Source organism: Streptomyces longwoodensis (assembly GCF_001514125.1).
GTDB lineage: Bacteria > Actinomycetota > Actinomycetes > Streptomycetales > Streptomycetaceae > Streptomyces > Streptomyces longwoodensis.
Genome location: NZ_KQ948566.1, coordinates 31,143 through 51,130, shown reverse-complemented (window position 1 = coordinate 51,130; position 19,988 = coordinate 31,143). Strand labels below are relative to the sequence as shown.

Annotated in this window: 1 protein-coding gene; it reads left to right on the top strand. The window is 76.2% G+C overall.

The window, feature by feature from the left end; translation table 11 throughout:
- Positions 1–7: 7 nt before the first annotated feature.
- Entirely contained in the window at positions 8–19,978 is a 19,971-nt protein-coding gene (locus AQJ30_RS34115; protein WP_067241603.1) for a non-ribosomal peptide synthetase, read from the top strand.
- Positions 19,979–19,988: the final 10 nt, after the last annotated feature.

Below are 19,988 nucleotides of genomic sequence, written 5' to 3'. Positions count from 1 at the left end.
GACGACCATGACGTCTTCGAAGCGAAACCGTGCCGAGGCCCTCCCGCAGGACCTCCAGGAAGCACTCCGCCGCCGCCTGGCCGGACGGGCCGCCGCCGGCGCCCCCGGCACCGCCCGGCAGGCCATCCCGCGCGCCGACCGCACCCGCCCGCTGCCGCTGTCCTTCGCCCAGCAGCGCCTGTGGTTCCTGGACCGGCTGCGCCCCGGCGACCCGCGCTACAACAGCGCCGTCGCGCTGCGCCTGACCGGCGTCCTCGACCACACCGCCCTGGCCGCCGCACTGGAGCACGTGGTGGCGCGGCACGAGGCGCTGCGCACCACGTTCGAGGAGCACGACGGCACCCCCGCGCAGCGGGTGCACCCCGCCGGGCCGCTCCCGCTGCCCGTCCACGACCTCACGGAAGGGACCGGCGACGGCCTGGAGGCGGCGCTGCTGGCCGAGTACGAGCGCCCCTTCGACCTGGAGGCCGGGCCGCTGCTGCGCGCCCTGCTCCTGCGCGAGGCCCCCGAGGCGCACGTCCTGCTGCTGACGGCCCACCACATCGTCACCGACGGCTGGTCCATGGGCGTCGTGCTCGACGAGCTGATCACCGCCTACGACGCCCTCGCCCGGGGCGAGAGCCCCGCCCCGGCGCCGGTGGCCACCCAGTACCCGGACTTCGCCGTCTGGCAGCGCGAGCAGCTGTCCGGCGCCCGGCTGGAACGCCACCTGGCGTACTGGAAGGAGCAGCTGTCCGGGGCGGTCGCCCCCGAACTGCCGCTGGACCGGCCCCGCCGCGGCGAGGAGTCCGGCGCGGGCGCCGTGCACACCTTCACCGTCCCCGCCGCCACCACCGCCCGGCTGAAGCAGCTCGCGGCCGACCGGCACACCACCCTGTTCACCGCCCTGGTCGCCGCCTGCCAGACCCTGCTGGCCCGCTGGTCCGGGCAGGACGACATCACCGTCGGCTCGCTCACCCCCGGGCGCGGCCGCACCGACCTGGAGCGGGCCGTCGGGTTCTTCGTGAACACCGTCGCGCTGCGCACCCGCGTCGAGACCGGCGGCTCCTTCCGGGACCTGCTCACCGCGGCCGCCGACACCGTCAACGACGCCTTCGCGCACGGTGACACGCCGTTCGAGCGGCTGGTCGAGGCCGTCGGCGCGACCCGCGAAGCCGGCCGCAACCCCTTGTTCGACGTGATGGTCCTGCTGCACCCGGCACCGCCCACCGCGCCCGACCCGCACGGCCTGTCCGCCTCCCCGGTCGCCGTGCCCCGGCGGGCCGCCACCTTCGACCTGAGCGTCGAGTTCGTGCCCGATGGCGACGGGCTGACCGGCCTGCTGGAGTACCGCACCGACCTGTTCGACGCGGGCACCGCCGCACGCATGGCGGACCAGCTGCTGCGCACCCTGGACGGCGCCGCCGCCGAGCCCGACCGTCCGCTCGGCGCCCTGCCCCTGCTCTCGCCCGAGCAGGAGCGGCAGGTCACGCACGACTGGAACGCCACCGCGCTCGCGGTCCCCGAGGAGACCCTGCCCGAGCTGTTCGCTCAGCAGGCGGCCCGCACCCCGGACGCCACCGCCCTCGTCGCCGGGGACGTCCGCCTGGACTACGCGAGGCTCGACGCGCGCGCCGACCGCGTCGCCCGTCACCTCGTGGCGCGCGGTGCGGGCCCCGAACGCCTGGTCGCCCTCCGGCTCCCGCGCACCGCCGACATGATCGTGGCGATCCTCGCCGTCTGGAAGGCAGGCGCCGGCTACCTGCCCCTGGACCCGGCGCTGCCCGAGGACCGGGTGCGGTTCCTGCTCGACGACGCCCGCCCCGCGCTCGTCCTCGACGAGGCCGCGTTGCGGGAGGCGCACGACGCACAAGGCGCCATCGCCGACGAGACCGCGCTGGGGGAGGGGGACGACGCTCAGGACGCGGTCGCCGACGCCCCGTTGGCGCCCCCGCACCCCGACACCACCGCCTACGTCATCTACACCTCCGGCTCCACCGGCCGCCCCAAGGGCGTCGCCGTGGCCCACCGGTCGCTGGCGAACCTCCTCGCCGGCCACCGCGAGGGCTTCGTCGCCGAGGCGGGCGGCGGGCCGCTGCGGGTGGCGCTCACGGCGTCGTTCTCCTTCGACACCTCCCTGGAGGGCGTGCTGCTGATGGCCGACGGCCACCCGCTGCACCTGGTCGACGAGACGACCCGGCTGGACGCCGCCGCCCTGGTCGAGTACGTCGTCGAGCACCGCATCGACTTCCTCGACCTCACCCCCACCTACCTGCGCCAGCTGCTGCCCGCCGGGCTGCTCACCGACCCCCGCCACCACCCGCGCGTCCTCATGCTCGGCGGCGAGGCCGTCGGACCCGCCCTGTGGCGGGAGCTGGCGGCGCGGCGCGACGTGGCCGCGTACAACTTCTACGGCCCCACCGAGTGCACCGTCGACGCGCTGGCCTGCCGGATAGCCGGCGACGGCCGGCCCACCGTGGGCCGGCCGCTGCCCAACGTGCGCGCCTACGTCCTCGACGACCGGCTGCGCCCCGTGCCGCCCGGCGTCGGCGGCGAGCTGTACCTGGCCGGTGTGCAACTGGCCCGCGGCTACAGCGGGCGGCCCGGACTGACGGCCGCGCGGTTCCTGCCCGACCCGTTCGGCCCGCCCGGCGCCCGTATGTACCGCACCGGCGACCTGGCCCGCTGGAGCGCCGACGGACGCCTGGACTACCTGGGCCGCGCCGACGACCAGGTGAAGGTGCGCGGCCACCGCATCGAGCCCGGCGAGGTCGAGGCGGCCCTCACCGACCTGCCCGAGGTCGCCGCCGCCGCGGTCGTCGCCGTCACCGACCCGCACGGCCACGTCAGGCTCGCCGCCCACCTCGTCCCCGCCGACCCGGGCGCCCCGCCCGCCGCGGGCGAGGTGCGGGCCGCCCTGCGACAGGTGCTGCCCGACCACATGGTGCCGTCCTCCTTCACCGTGCTCGACGCCCTGCCGATGACCGTCAGCGGCAAGGTCGACCGGCGTGCCCTGCCCGTGCCCGACTTCGAAGGCGGCGAGCAGGAGCGGGAGTTCGTCGCCCCGCGCACCCCCGAGGAGGAGACCCTCGCCCGCATCTGGGCCGAGGTGCTGGGCGCGCGCCGGGTCGGTGTGACGGACAACTTCTTCGAGCTGGGCGGCGACTCCATCCTCAGCATCCAGGCCGTCTCCCGCGCCCGCGCGGCCGGGCTGCACCTGACCTCACGGGACGTCTTCCGCCACCAGACCGTCGCCGACCTCGCCGCCGCCGCGTCCGTGCGCACCGCGCAGGTGCCCGCGCCCCGGCGCACCGCCGAGGAGGGCCCGGCACCGCTGACCCCCGTGCAGGAGTGGTTCTTCGCCACCCACGGACCGCTCGAGCACTTCAGCATGTCGATGCTGCTGGACCTGCCGTACGACCTCGACGCCCCGGCGCTGGAGCGCGCCCTGGAGGCACTGGCCGCCCACCACCCGGCGCTGCGCACCCGGTTCGCCCGCTCGGGCGACACCTGGCGCCAGCACCCCGGCGAGGGCCCGGCCACCGGGCTGCTCACCCGCCACGACCTGTCCGGGCCCGCCGACCCGGCGGCGGAGCGCGAGCGGGCCGCCGGGGCCGCGCGCTCCGCCCTCGACCCGGAGACCGGCGCCCTGCTGCGCGCCGCCCTGTTCACCCGCTCCGGCGAGCGGCCGCAACTCTTCGTCACCGCACACCACTTGGCGGTGGACAGCGTCTCGTGGCGGATCCTGCTCGGCGACCTCGCCGAGGCCTACCGGCAGGCGGCCGGGGGAGGGGCGGTCCGCCTGGAGCCCGTCGCCACACCGTTCACCGACTGGGCCGCGCACCTGGCGCGCCGGGTCCGCGACGGCGAGCTCGACGCCGACCTGCCGCACTGGACGGCCGAGGCCGCCGAGCCCCGCACCCCGCTGCCCGTGGACCGCCCCGGCACCCCGACGGCCGGCTCGGTCCGCACCCTCGACGCCCGCGTGGACCGCGCCACCACCGAGGCGCTGCTGCGCCGCGTGCCCGCCGTCTACCGCACCCAGGTCAACGACGTGCTGCTCGGCGCGCTGAGCCGGGTCCTCGCCGACTGGACCGGCGCCGAGCGGGTGACCGTCCTCCTCGAGGGGCACGGCCGCGAGGACGACACGCTGGACCTGTCCCGCACGGTGGGCTGGTTCACCGCCCAGTACCCCGTCACCCTCGCGCCCGCCGGACCGTCCGGTGCGCCCGACTGGGGCGCCACCCTCAAGGCGGTCAAGGAGCGGCTGCGGTCCGTGCCCCGGCACGGCCTGACGTACGAGGCCCTGGCCCGCCTCGGCTCGCCCGACCCGGCCGCCCGTGCCCTCAGAGACGTACCGCTGCCGCAGATCAGCTTCAACTACCACGGCCAGTGGGAGGCCGGCGACGGCGGCGACTTCGCCCCGGCGGGCCGGACGCCCGGCCGCGACATCGCCCCGGACACCCCCCTGGACCACCTGCTGGACGTCTCCGCCGTGGTCACCGACGGGGAACTCCACCTCACCTGGCACTACAGCGACCAGGTGCACGACGAGGCCACCGTCCGCGCCCTCGCCGACGGCATGACCGCCGCGCTCGCCGCGATCACCGAGCACTGCGCCCGGCCCGGCGCGGGCGGCCGCACCCCGTCCGACTTCCCGCTGGCCCGCCTCGACCAGGACCGCCTGGACCGCCTCGTGGGTGACGGCCGCGACGTGGAGGACGTGCTGCCGCTCACCCCGCTCCAGGAGGGCATGCTCTTCCACCGGCTGGTCGGCGGCCCCGACGACGTCTACGTCGACCAGGCCGGCCTGCTCCTCGACGGCGTCGCCGACCCGCACGCCTTCGCCGTCGCCTGGCAGCGCGTCACCGACCGCACGCCGGCCCTGCGCACCTGCGTCGTCTGGGAGGACGTGCCCGTCCCCCTCCAGGTCGTGCGCCGCGACGTCCGGGTTCCGGTCACCCACCTCGACTGGCGCGAGCTGGACGAGGTGGAACGCGCCGAGCGCCTGACCCGGCTGCGCGCCGGCGACCTGGCCCGGGGCATCGACCTCGCCGCGGCACCGCTGATGCGGCTCACCCTGGTCCGGCTGCCCGACGCCCGGCTGCACCTGCTGTGGACCTCCCACCACCTCATCCTCGACGGCTGGAGCCTCGCCCAGGTGCTGACCGAGGTGTGCGAGGAGTACGCCGCGCTCACCGCGGGCACCGAGTCCCGCCCGCCGCTGCGCCGCCCGTTCGGCGACTACGTGCGCTGGCTCGCCGACCAGGACCCCGACGCCGCCCGCGCCCACTGGCAGGGCGTCCTCGCCGGGTTCGCCGAACCCACCCCGCTGCCCGCCGACCGCCCCCTGCGCGAGGCCCACCAGGCCCGCTCCGCCGCCCTGCACACGGCCGGTCTGGACGCGGAGACGTCGGCCCGCCTCGCGCGCACGGCCCGTGAGGCCGGCCTCACCCTCAACACGGTCGTCCAGGGCGCCTGGGCGCTGCTGCTCGCCCGCTACGCCGCCCAGGACGACGTGCTGTTCGGCACTACCGTCTCCGGACGGCCCGACGACCTGCCCGGCGTCGAGTCGATGGTCGGCATGTTCATCAACACCGTGCCCACCCGCGTCCGCGTCGACCAGGCCCGCCCCGCCGGGGACTGGCTGCGCGAACTCCAGGACGCCCAGGCCGAGTCGAGACGCTTCGCCGCCGCCTCGCTCGCCGAGCTGACCCAGCTCGGCGACGTGCCGTCCGGCAGCCCGCTCTTCCACAGCATGGTCGCCTTCGAGAACTACCCCTTCGACGAGGCCCGCACGGCCGGCTCCGGGATCCGCCTGGTCGACGTTTCCTCCCGCGACGCCACCAACTACCCGCTCGTGCTGCGCGCCTACCACGGCGAACGCCTCGGCTTCGACCTCGCCTACGACCCGGACCTGTTCGACGCGGCGACCGTCCATGCCCTCGCCGGCCGGCTCTGCCTGCTCCTGACCGGGCTCGCCGACGGCACCGACCGGCCGCTGCGCACCCTGGCCTGGACGACGGCCGAGGAACGCCACCGCATCCTCACCGACTGGAACGGCACCGCGTCCGGCCGCCCCGCCGAGACCCTGGTGGACCTGTTCGAGGCGCAGGCCGCCCGCACCCCCGGCGCCGTCGCCGTCACCTGCGGGACCGAGCACCTGGACTACGCGACCCTGGACGCCCGCGCCGGCCGCCTCGCCCACCGGCTCGCCGAACTCGGCGCCGGACCCGAGCGGTTCGTCGCACTCGCCCTGCCCCGCTCCACCGACCAGGTCGTCGCGGTCCTGGCCGTGCTGAAGGCCGGCGCCGCCTACCTGCCGATCGACCCGAACTCGCCCGCCGAACGCATCGCCGACCTCCTCACCGACGCCACCCCCGTCACCCTGGTGACCACCACCGGCACCGCGGCCCGCGTCGACGGCACCGGTGTGCCCGTCGTCCTGCTCGACGCCCCGGACGAGGGAGCCGGCCTCGCCCGGCGCCCGGCCACCGGCCCCGAGCCGGCCCGCCGTCCCCTGCCGGAGAGCCCCGCCTACGCCATCTACACCTCCGGCTCCACCGGCCGCCCCAAGGGCGTGGTGATCCCGCACGCCAACGTGGTGCGGCTGTTCACCCAAACCCGCCCGTGGTTCGACTTCGGCCCGGACGACGTGTGGACGCTGTTCCACTCCTACGCGTTCGACTTCTCCGTGTGGGAGCTGTGGGGCCCGCTGCTGCACGGCGGCCGGCTCGTCGTCGTGCCCGACGAGACCGCCCGCTCCCCGGAGGACTTCCTGCGGCTGCTGGCCGACGAAGGGGTCACCGTCCTCAACCAGACGCCGTCCGCGTTCTACCCGCTGGTGCGCGCGGACGCCGAACACCCCGACACCGGTGCCCGCCTCGCCCTGCGCACGGTGGTCTTCGGCGGTGAGGCCCTCGACGTCGGCAGGCTCACCGACTGGTGGGCTCGCCACCCGGCCGACACCCCCCGCCTGGTCAACATGTACGGCATCACCGAGACCACCGTGCACGTCACCCACGCCCCGCTGGACCCCGCCGCCGCCGCGCACGGTCCCGCCAGCCCCATCGGCGTCGCGATACCCGACCTCCGGGTCTACGTGCTCGACGCGGACCTGGCCCCCCTGCCGCCGGGCGCGACGGGCGAGCTGTACGTCGCGGGGGAGGGCCTGGCCCGCGGCTACCTGGGCCGCCCCGGTCTGACCGCGACCCGCTTCCTCGCCGACCCGTTCGGACCGGCCGGCAGCCGCATGTACCGCACCGGCGACCGCGCGAAGTGGCGGCCCGACGGCACCCTGGAGTACCTCGGCCGCGCGGACGCCCAGGTGAAGATCCGCGGCTACCGCATCGAGCCCGGCGAGATCGAGGCCGCCCTGCACGCCCACCCCGGTGTCGCCGACACCGCCGTCGGCGTGTTCGAGGACACCTCCGGCACCCGCCGCCTGGTGGCCCACGTCGTCGGCACCGGCGGCGCGACACCCCCGGCGGCCGAGCTGCGCGCCCACCTGGAGCGGCTGCTGCCCGCCCACATGGTGCCCGCCGCCTACGTCCCGATGGACGCCCTCCCGCTCACCGTCAACGGCAAGCTCGACCGGCGCGCCCTGCCCGCCCCGACGGCGGACGGCTACGCCGCCGACACCGACCGCACCGCACCGCGCACCCCCGCCGAACGGGCCGTCGCCGCCGCCTGGTCGGACGTCCTCGGGGTCCAGGAGGTGTCCGCCGGCGACGACTTCTTCGCCCTCGGCGGCGACTCCATCCTCGCCGTCCGCGTCACCGCCCGGCTGCGCGCCGCGTTCGGCCCCGACGTGTCCCCGCGCGTGCTGTTCACCCACAGCACCGTGTCCGCGCTCGCCGCCGAACTCGGCGACCCCGTGGGCGACACCTCCGCCGCGCCCGCCGACGCGATCCCCGCGACCGCCCCCGAGACCCCGGCGCCGCTGTCGTACGCCCAGCAACGCCTGTGGTTCCTCGACCGGTTCGAGCCCGGCAGCACCGAGTACACGACGCTGTCTGTGCTGCGCCTGCGCGGCCCGCTCGACGAACGAGCCCTGCGCACCGCCCTGGACGGCCTCGTCGCCCGCCACGAGTCCCTGCGCACCACCTTCGCCGAACACGACGGGCAGCCCCGGCAGGTGGTGCACCCGCCGCACCCGGCCGCCCTGACCGTGGTCGACCTCACCACCGCCGCCGACCCGACGGCCGCCCTGGAGGACCTGCTGGAGCGCGAGGCCACCACTCCCTTCGACCTGGCGATCGGGCCGCTGCTGCGCGCCCGCCTGGCCCGCACCGCGGACGACGAGCACGTCCTGGCCCTCGCCGTCCACCACATCGTCACCGACGGCTGGTCCCTCGGCGTCCTCGGCCGCGACCTCGGCGAGCTGTACGCGGCCGCCCACGAGGGCCGCGACCCCGAACTCCCCGGCCTGCCCGTGCGCTACGCCGACCACGCCACCTGGCAGCGCGCCCGCACCGACCAGGTCGAGCGGCAACTCGCCCACTGGCGCGAGCGACTGGCCGGCGTACCGCCGCTGGAGCTGCCGACCGACCGGCCGCGTCCCGCCGTCCGCACCCGCGACGGCGCGCTCGTGACCTTCACGCTGCCCGCCGAACTGACCGACCGGCTGCGCGAGCGGGGCCGGGAGGCCGACGCCACCCTCTACATGACCCTGCTCGCCGGCTGCACGGTCCTGCTGTCCCGCTGGGCCGGCCAGGACGACTTCGCCGTCGGCACCGTCACCGCCGGCCGCGAGCGCCCCGAACTGCACGACGTCGTCGGCATGTTCGTGAACACGCTGGTGCTGCGCAACCAGGTACGGCCCGGCACGTCGTTCCGTGCGCTGCTGGAGCAGGTGCGCGGCACCGTCCTGGACGCCTTCGCCCACCAGGACGTGCCGTTCGAGCGACTGGTGGACGCCCTCCAGCCCGAACGCGACACCAGCCGCACCCCCCTGTTCCAGGTCATGGTCGCCCTGCACAACCTGGGCGTCGAGGCACCCGAACTGCCCGGCCTGGACGCCGAGCCGCTCCTGCCGCCGGTCCGGCACGCCACCTTCGACCTGGCCTTCGACTTCGTCGAGGGCGACGACGGCGTCACCGGTCACCTGGAGTACGACACCGGCCTGTTCGACGAGGACACCGTCCGCGGCCTGGCCGCCCGCCTGCGCCTGCTGCTGGAGGCGGCGGTGCGGGAACCGGACCGCGACGTACGGGCGCTGGAACTGATGACCGCCGACGAACGGCGGCGGGTGCTGCACGACGGGCAGGGGACTCGCCTCACCGTCCCGGGCACCACCTTCCCCGCCCTCTTCGAGGCGCAGGCCGCCCGCACCCCGCACGCCACCGCGCTGGTCGCCCGGGACGCCACCCTCGACTTCGCCGCCCTGAACGACCGCGCGAACCGGCTCGCCCACCACCTGCTGGCGCTGGGCGCCGGACCCGAGCGGGTGGTGGCCGTCCGGCTGCCGCGCACCTCCGAGCTGGTGGTGGCGGTGCTCGCCGTCGCCAAGGCCGGCGGCACCCTGCTCCACCTCGACCCCGACCTGCCCGCCGAACGCGCCGCCGGGCTCCTCGAGGACGCCGCCCCGCGCGTCGTGCTCACCGCCGACGCGCTGCGCACCACCCCCTGGGACCGGCTGCCCGCCCACGACCCCACCGACCGCGACCGCCCGGCCCCGCTGCTCCCGCAGCACGCCGCCTACATGATCTACACCTCAGGCTCCACCGGCCGCCCCAAGGGCGTCGTCGTGGAACACCGCCACCTGGTCAACCTCGTCCACGACCACCGCGACGGGCTCGTCGCCCCGCACACCGCGGACGGGCGGCGGCTGCGCGCCGCGCTCAGCGCCTCGTTCTCCTTCGACACCTCCTGGGAGGGCCCGCTGCTGCTCGCCCTCGGCCAGGAGGTGCACCTCATCGACGAGGACGTGCGCCTGGACCCCGAGGCGTTCTGCGCGCAGATCGCCGACCGGAACCTGGACCTGGTCAACGTCACTCCGTCCTTCCTGCGTGAACTCCTCGCCGCCGGCCTCCTCGCCCCCGGCCGCCACCACCCCCGCGTCCTGCTCGTCGGCGGCGAGGCGACCGGCCCCGACACCTGGCGCGACCTGTGCGCCGCCGCCGAACTCGGCGTCACCGCCTACAACATGTACGGCCCCACCGAGTGCACCGTCGACGCCACCTACGGCCGCGTCACCGACCGCCCCGACCGGCCGGTCATCGGCCGGCCCGGCGCCAACCTGCGCGCCTACGTCCTCGACGGCGCCCTGCGCCCGGTGCCGCCCGGCACGCCCGGCGAGCTGTACCTCGCCGGCGCCCAGGTCGCCCGCGGCTACCTGGGCCGCCCCGGGCTGACCGCCGCGCGGTTCCTCGCCGACCCCTTCGGCGCGCCGGGGGAGCGGATGTACCGCACCGGCGACCGTGCCCGCCGCGACGCACAGGGGCTGCTGGAGTTCCTGGGCCGCGCCGACGAACAGATCAAGATCCGCGGCTTCCGCATCGAACCCGGCGAGATCGAGGCCGCGCTGCTCGCCCACCCGGACGTCGCCGACGCCGTCGTCACGGCACGCGACCACGCGGGCCGCCTCATGCTCGTGGCGTACCTGGTGCCCGCCGGGGACACCGCCCCGGACGCCGACGCGCTGCGCCTCGCGCTGCGCCGCACCCTGCCGGACCACATGGTGCCGGCCGCCTTCGTGCCGCTGACCCGGATCCCGCGCACCACCAGCGGCAAGACCGACCGGCGCGCCCTGCCCGCCCCGCCCGCGCAGCCCGACACCGCGGCCGGCCACGTGGCGCCCCGCCCCGGCACCGAACAGACGCTGGCCACGATCTGGGCCGACGTCCTGCGCGTCGAACGGGTGGGCGCACGTGACAACTTCTTCGCGCTCGGCGGCGACTCCATCCTCAGCATCCAGATCGTCTCCCGGGCCCGCCAGGCCGGTCTCGCACTGACCACCAAGGACGTCTTCCGCCACCAGACCGTCGCCGAACTCGCCCTGCGCGTCACCGAGTCGGCACCGGTCACCACCGACACCACCGCCCCCGCCGAGGCCCCGCTCACCCCCATCCAGCACTGGTACCTCGACGGCCGCGGCCCCGGCGACCCGCTGCGCTTCACCATGTCGCAGCGCCTCGAACTCGCCCCCGGCACCGACCTGTCGGCCCTGCGCACCGCCGTGGACGCCCTGGTGGGCCACCACCCGGCGCTGCGCACCCGCTTCCGCCGCACCGAGGACGGCTGGCGCCAGGAGGTCCTGCCCGGCGCCCCGGACGGCACCGTCACCCTGCACGACGTGACCGGCCTCGACGGCCCCGCCCTGGAGACCGAGGCGGCCCGCCTCGCGGACGAGGCCCGCGCCGCCCTCGACCCCACCGAGGGCCGGGTGGCGCGCGTCCTCCTCCTCGACCGGGGCCCGCACGCCCACGCCCAACTGCTCTTCACCGTCCACCACTTGGCCGTCGACGGCGTCTCCTGGCGCATCCTGCTGGCCGACCTGGAGACCGCCCACCGGCAGGCCGCCGCCGGACACCCCGTCGAGCTGCCCCCGGCCACCACCGCCTACGGCCACTGGGCGGCCCGGCTGGAGGACCACACCCGCTCCGGCGCCCTGGACGGCGACCTCGACCACTGGCGGCGCACCGCCGAGGCCCCCGCCGACCTGCCCGCGGGCCGCCCCGGCCCCAACACCCACGGCACCGCCGCCACGGTCACCGTGGAACTGGAGCCGGAGACCACCGAGGCCCTGCTGCGCCAGGTCCCCGAGGTCTACCGCACCCAGGTCAACGACGTCCTGCTCAGCGCCCTCGGCCGCACCCTGGCCCGCTGGTGCGGACGTGACGGCGTGCTGGTCGGCATCGAGGGCCACGGCCGCGAGGACCTCTTCGACGACCTGGACCTGTCCCGGACGGTCGGCTGGTTCACCGCCGAGTTCCCGCTCGCGCTGACCGTCGCCCCCGACGCCGGCTGGCACGACACCCTCCGCTCGGTCAAGGAACAGCTGCGCGCGGTGCCCCTGCACGGCCTGAGCCACGGCGCCCTGCGCCACCTGCTGCCCGACAGCCCGCTGGCCGGCGCCCCGGCACCATGGGTCGGCTTCAACTACCACGGCCGGTGGGACGCCGACGCGAGCGGCAGCGGCCTGTACGCCGCCGCCCTGCCCCCGGCCGGCTCCGACACCGACCCGGACGCCCCCCGGCCCTACCTGCTGGACATCACCGGCGTGGTGCAGGACGGCCGGCTCGAACTGGGGTGGACCTACCCGCCGGCCGTCTACGACGAGGCCACCGTCCGCACCCTCGCCGAGGAGATGTGCGCGGCGCTGCGCGAGATCGCGGCCCACTGCGCCCGCCCCGACGCGGGCGGCCGCACCCCGTCCGACTTCCCGCTGGCCGGGCTCGGCCAGCCGGAGCTGGACCGCCTCGTCGGCGACGGCCGGCACGTGGCCGACGTCCTGCCGCTGACCCCGCTGCAGGCCGGCATGCTCTTCCACGGCCTCGTCGACACGGCGGGCGCCTACTCCGACCGCGTGGCCGTCCGCCTGTCCGGGGTGAGCGACCCGCGGCGCTTCGCCGCCGCCTGGCAGCAGGTCGCCGACCGCACCGAGGCCCTGCGCACCAGCGTCCACTGGCAGGGCCTGCCGCACCCCGTCCAGGTCGTGCACCGGCACGTGGAGCTGCCCGTCACCCACCTGGACTGGCGCCGGCTCACGCCCGAGGAACGTACGGCGTCCACCGAGGACCTGCTGGCCGCCGACCGCGCCACCGGCATGGACCTGACCACCGCACCCCTCACCCGCATCACCCTGGCCGCACTGCCCGGCGACGAGGTCCTGCTGCTGTGGTCCTCCCACCACCTGATCCTGGACGGCTGGAGCTCCGGACAGCTCCTCACCGAGGTGTGCGAGCGCTACGCCGCCCTCACCGGCGGCCGGGCGGCCCCCGCACCGGTCAGGCGCCCCTACGCCGACTTCCTGCGCTGGCTGCACGACCAGGACGAGGCCGCCGCCGAGGCCCACTGGACCGACACCCTCGCCGGGTTCCCGGCCCGCACCCCGCTGCCCTACGACCGCACGCCGGCCGAGGAGCACCGCGCCCGCGCCGCCGCCCTCACCAGCCGGCGGCTGGACGAGGACCTCTCGGCGCGGCTGCGGCAGGGCGCCGCCCGGGCCGGGCTCACGGTGAACACCGTCATCGAGGGCGCCTGGGCCCTGCTCCTGGCCCGCCACAGCGGCCGCGACGACGTCGTGTTCGGCACCACCGTCTCCGGGCGCCCGGCCGAACTGCCCGGCGTGGAGTCGATGATCGGCATGTTCATCAACACCGTGCCCACTCGCGTCCGGGTCGCGGGCGGGGGAGCGGCGTCCTGGTTGCGCGCGGTGCAGGAGCACCAGAGCGACACCCGGCGCTACGACCACCTCGCGCTGCCCCGCATCCAGGCGCTGAGCGAGGTCCCGGCCGGCGAGGCGCTGTTCGACAGCATGGTGGTGTTCGAGAACTACCCCGTCGACGAGTCCGCCACCGCCCGCACGGGCGTCCAGGTCGAGGAGGTGCGCGCCGAGGACGCGCCCACCTTCCCGCTGTGCCTGCGCGCCCACCTCGGCGACCGCCTCGGCCTCGACCTCGCCTACGACGCCGGCCTGTTCGACGCGGACACCGCCGACCGCCTCGCGAACCGCCTCACCGTCGTCCTGCGCGCCCTCGCCGACGCCCTGGAGTCCGACGCGGACGTCACCGGCCTGGAGGCGCTGACCGAGGACGACCTTGCCCTGCTGGAGCGGTGGAACACCACCGCCCGCCGGACCGCACCGAGCAGCCCCGTCGCCCTGTTCGCCGAGCAGGCCCACCGCACCCCCGAGGCGCCCGCCCTGCGCGACGGCGACACGTACCTGACGTACCGTCAGCTCAACGAGTGGTCCGACGCGGTGGCCTCCCGGCTGCTCGGCGGCGGACTGCGCGCCGAGGACCGGGTGGCCCTGCTGATGGACCGCTGCGCCGCCCTCGTCGTCGCCCAGCTCGCCGTCCTCAAGGCGGGCGGCGCCTACGTGCCCGTGGACGCCCGCGCCCCCGAGGACCGGCGCCGCACGCTGATCGAACGCGCCGGTGCGACCGTCCAGTTGTCCGCCGAGGACGTCACCGCCGCCCGCACCCCCGTGCCGGACGCGCCCGCCGCCGCACCCGCGGACCCCGACCGGCTCGCCTACGTGATGTTCACCTCCGGATCGACGGGCGAGCCGAAGGCGGTCGCCGTACGCCACCGCGACGTGGCCGCCCTCGCCACCGACGGCCGCTTCACCGGCGGCGTGTGCGACCGGGTGCTGCTGCACTCCCCGGTGGCCTTCGACGCCGCCACCTTCGAGGTGTGGGCGCCGCTGCTCACCGGCGGCTGCGTCGTCGTCGCTCCCGAACGGCCGCTGGACGCCGCGCTGCTGCGGCAGCTGGTCCGCGACACCGGCCTGAGCGCGCTGTGGCTGACCGCCGGCCTGTTCCGGCTGCTCGCGCAGGACGCGCCGGACTGCTTCACCGGCCTGCGCCAGGTGTGGACCGGCGGCGACGTCGTGCCCGCCGCGGCCGTGCGCCGCGTCCTGGCCGCCTGCCCGGGGCTGGCCGTCGTCGACGGCTACGGCCCCACCGAGACGACGACGTTCGCCACGTCGTTCCCGCTCACCGACGCGGCCACCGTCCCCGACACCGTGCCCATCGGCCACCCGCTCGACGAGATGCGCGTCCACGTCCTCGACGGCCGGCTGCGGCCCGTGCCGCCGGGCTGCCCGGGCGAGCTGTACCTCGCCGGCGAGGGCGTCGCCCGCGGCTACCTCGGCCGCCCCGGCGACACCGCGGCCCGCTTCCTGGCCGACCCGGCCGGCCCGCCCGGCAGCCGCATGTACCGCACCGGCGACCTGGCCCGCCGCCGCCCCGACGGCACCGTGGAGTTCCTGGGCCGCGCCGACGACCAGGTGAAGATCCGCGGCTTCCGCGTCGAACCCGGCGAGGTCGAGGCGGTCCTCGCGGGCCACCCCGGCGTCACCGACGTGACCGTGCTCGCCCGCGAGGACCGGCCCGGCAGCCGCCGCCTGGTGGCCTACGTGGTCGGCGCCGAAGACGTCACCTCCCTGCGGGAGTTCGCCCGCACCGCCCTGCCCGACTACCTCGTGCCGTCGGCGTTCGTCGTCCTGCCCTCGCTGCCGCTCAGCCGCAACGGCAAGGTCGACCGGGCTGCCCTGCCCGCGCCGGAACCCGCCAGCGGCGCACAGGACACGCCGGCCGAGCCGCGCACCGACGCCGAGCGCCGCACCCTGGAGGTCTTCGCCGACGTCCTGTCCGTGCCGCGCCCCGGCGTACGGGACGACTTCTTCCAGCTCGGCGGCGACTCCATCCTCAGCATCCGCCTCGCCGTCCGCCTCTCCGAGGCGTTCGGCACCGAGCTCTCCCCGCGCGCGGTGTTCACCCACCCCACCCCCGAGGCCCTCGCCGCCCTCCTCACCGAGGAACGCCCCGGCGACACCGCGCCCGCGACGATCGCCCCGGTCACCCGCGACACGCCCGCCCCGATGTCGTACGCCCAGCAACGCCTGTGGTTCCTCGAGGAGTTCGCGCCCGGCAGCGGCGAGTACGTCACCGCGCTGGCCCTGCGGCTGCGCGGCCGGCTCGACGTGCCCGCCCTCACCGCGGCCCTGCGCGCCCTGGTCGAGCGGCACGAGGCGCTGCGCACCACTTTCGACGCCGTCGACGGCCACGGCGTGCAGGTCGTCCACCCGGCCGGGGACGTGCCGCTGACCCTGCACGACCTGTCGCAGCTCTCCGGCGGCGCACGCGACGCCCGGCTCGCGGACCTGCTGGACGCCGAACGCGCCCGCACCTTCGACCTGCGGCGCGGCCCCCTCCTGCACACGGGCCTGATCAGGCTCGCGGACGACGAGCACATCTTGACGCTGACCCTGCACCACATCGTCACCGACGGCTGGTCCACCGGCGTGCTCACCGGCGACCTCGCCCACTACTACCGCACCGAACTCGGCACGGAGACCGGCACGTTGCCGCCGCTGCCGGTGCAGTACGCCGACTACGCCCACTGGCAGCGCGGGCGCGGCACCGACGACCACCTCGCGTACTGGAAGGAGCACCTGGCCGGGCTGGAGACGCTGGACCTGCCCACCGACCGGCCCCGCCCCGCGGTGCGCACCCACCACGGCGCCTCCGTACGGCTCTCCCTGCCCCGCGAGACGACCCGTCGCCTCGCCCGGGTGGGCCGCGACCGGCAGGCCACCCTGTTCACCACCCTGGTCGCCGCCGCCCAGGCCTACCTGGCCCGCCTGACCGGCGGCGAGGACATCACCGTCGGCACGGTCACCTCCGGCCGTGACCGCGCCGAGGTCCAGCACCTCGTCGGGTTCTTCGTCAACACCCTCGTGCTGCGCTCCCGCGTCGCACCCGACCGCCCGTTCCCCGAGTTCCTCGGCGACGTCCGCGAGACCGTCCTGGACGCCTTCGCCCACCAGGAGGCGCCGTTCGAGCAGGTCGTGGACGAGGTCCAGCCGGTCCGCGACACCAGCCGCACCCCGCTGTTCCAGGTCATGGTGGTCCTCCAGAACGCCCCGGCCGGCGCCCTCGACCTGCCCGGCCTCGAGGTCAGCGACGTCGACACCGAGCTGCGGCACGCCGCGTTCGACCTCACCCTCGAGTTCGCCGAGACCGGCACCGGCGAACTGCACGGCGTCCTCACCTACAACACCGACCTCTTCGACGCGGCCACCGCCGAACGCATGGCCGACCAGCTCGGCACCCTCCTGACCGCCGTCGCCGAGGACCCCGACCGGCCGCTCGGCGCCCTGCCCCTGGCCACCGACGAGACGCTCAAGGCCGTACTCGACCAGGGCCGCGCCACCGCCCGCCCGGTCCCGCCGGCCACCCTGCCCGAGCTGTTCGAACGGCAGGCCGCCCGCACCCCCGACACCGTCGCCCTGGCCGACGCGGACGGCCGGGAGCTGACGTACGCCCACGTCGAACGCGCCGCCAACCGGCTGGCGCACCGCCTCATCGCCCGGGGCGTGGGCCCCGAGCGGATCGTGGCGCTGGCCCTGCCCCGCGGCGCCGCGACGGTCGTGGCGCAGCTCGCCGTCACCAAGGCCGGCGGCGCCTTCCTCCCCGTCGACCCCGACTACCCCGAGCAGCGCCGGGAGTTCATGCTCCGCGACGCCGGCGCCTGGCTCGTCCTGGACGACCCCGCCGCCGTGTGGGACGCCGACGGCCCGGACACCGCGCCCACGGACGCCGACCGCACCTCGCCGCTGACCGTCGACCACCCGGCGTACGTGATCTACACGTCCGGCTCCACCGGCACCCCCAAGGGCGTCACCGTGACGCACCGCGGCCTCGCCGCCTTCGCGGCGGGAGCCGCCGACCGCTACGACGCGGGCCCCGGCGACCGCGTCCTGCAGTTCGCCTCACCCAGCTTCGACGCCTCGGTGCTGGAACTGTGCGTGTCGCTGCTCAGCGGCGCCACCCTGCTCACCGGGGAGGAAGGACCCCTCGTCGGCGAGCGCCTCGCCGAGGTCCTCGCCGGTCGGCGCGTCAGCCACACCCTCATCCCGCCGGCCGCCCTGGCCACGGTCGACCCGGGCACCGCCGACGCCCTGCCGCACCTGCGCACCCTCATCGTCGGCGCCGAGGCCTGCCCCGCCCACCTCGTCGAACGGTGGGCCCCCGGCCGGCGGATGATCAACTCGTACGGCCCGACCGAGGCCACCGTCGTCGCCACCTGGACCGGCCCGCTCACCCCGGCCGCGGGCGCCCCGCCCATCGGACGCCCGGCCGGCGCGACCCGCGTCCACGTCCTCGACGCCGCCCTGCGCCCCGTCCCGCCCGGCGTCACCGGCGACCTCTACGTCTCCGGACCCGGCCTCGCCCGCGGCTACCTCCACCGGCCGGGACTGACCGCGTCCCGCTTCGTCGCCGACCCGTTCGGCGCCCCCGGGGAGCGCATGTACCGCACCGGCGACCGCGCCCGCTGGGACGCGAACGGCGACCTGCGCTTCGCCGGACGCGCCGACGCCCAGCTCAAACTGCGCGGCTTCCGCATCGAACCCGGAGAGATCGAGAGCGCGCTGCGCGGCAGCCCCCTGGTGCGCGACGCGGTGGTCACCGTACGCGCCGGCGCCGGCGACCCGGACGGCCGCTCCGGCGCACGGCTCGTCGCCCACGTCGTCCCCGCCGACGGCGCCCCGGACACCCTGCCCGTACCCGAACTGCGCGACCACCTCGCCGGACTGCTCCCGGCGCACATGATCCCCTCGGCGTTCGTGCCGCTGGACCGGCTGCCGCTCACCCCGAACGGCAAGACCGACCGCAACGCGCTCCCCGAACCCGGGCCCGCGCACACCGCCACCGGCCCGCACACGCCGCCGCGCACCGACACCGAACGCCGCGTCGCCCGCATCTGGGGCGACGTCCTCGGCGTCGCCGACGTCGGGGCGCACGACAACTTCTTCCACCTCGGCGGCGACTCCGTCCTCAGCATGCAGGTCGTCTCCCGGCTGCGGCGCGACGGGCTGCACGTGACCACCCGCGACCTGTTCACCCACCAGACCGTCGCCGAGCTGGCCGGCGTCGTCACCACCGCCCCCCGGCACACCGGGGAGGAAGCGGTGAGCGGGGACGTGCCCCTCACCCCGATCCAGGAGTGGTTCCTGACCGGACAGCGCGCCAGCCACGCCCACTTCAACCAGTCCCTGCTGGTGGAACTCGCCCCCGGCGTCGACGCCGGCGCCCTGGAGACCGCCCTCAACGCCCTGCTCGACCACCACGACGCCCTGCGCATGCGCTTCACCGCCGACCGGGACGGCTGGCGCCAGTACAACCCGCCCGCGGACGACACCGACCGCGACGGGCTCCTGACCCGCCACGACCTCGGCGGCCTCACCGCCACCGACGCCGACACGGCGATGGAGAAGGCCGCCGACGACCTGCACACCGGCTTCGACCTCGCACGCGGCCCGCTGCTGCGGGCGGCCCTGTTCACCGGCGCCGCCGACCGGCCCGACTTCCTCCTCCTGATCGGCCACCACCTGGTCGTGGACGCCGTCTCCTGGCGCATCCTGCGCGACGACCTGGAGGCCGCCTACCGGCAGGCGGCCCAGGGCGAACCCGTGGCGCTCGGCGAACGCAGCACCTCCTTCCGCGACTGGGCCCGCGGCCTCGCCGCACACGTCGCCTCCGGCGCCCTCGACCACGAACTGCCCTACTGGGAACGCGCCGTGGACACCGAGCCGCTCCCGTCCGAGACACCGGAGGGCGCCGACACCGGCACCGTCGACACGCTCACCGTCGAACTGGACGAGGCCGACACCGAGGCGTTGCTGCGCGCCGCACCGACCGCCTACCGCACCCGCGTCAACGACGTGCTCCTCGCCGCCCTCGCCCTCGCCCTGGCGCGCTGGACCGGCCACGAGGACGTCCGCCTGGACCTGGAGGGACACGGCCGCGAGGACGTCCTCGACGACGTCGACCTGACCCGCACGGTCGGCTGGTTCACCACCGTCCACCCCGTCGCCCTCCAGGTCCCCGAACCCGCCGACCTCGGCCCCGACCGCGACTGGCGCACCCTGGTGAAGTCCGTACGCCGCCAGCTGCGCGCCGTACCCGGCAACGGCCTCGGCTTCGGCGCCCTGCGCACCTTCGGACCCCCCGAGGTGCGCGAGCGCCTGGGACGCGCCGCCCACGGACAGGTCGTCTTCAACTACCTCGGACAGTGGGACTCCCGCCCCGAGAACCCCGGGGACGGCCTGGTCCGCGCCGAACACGGCTCGTTCGGCCGCCACCACGACCCGCGCGACAGCGGCTCCCACCCGCTGGAGATCGTCGGCGCCGTCCAGCGCGGCCGGCTGTCCTTCACCTGGCACCACCGGCCCGCCCTGCACGCCACCGACACCGTGCGCCGGGCCGCCGAGGACTTCGCCCGGGCCCTGCGCCACATCGCCCACCACGCCCGCGAGCGCCGGTGACCCGCCGCCC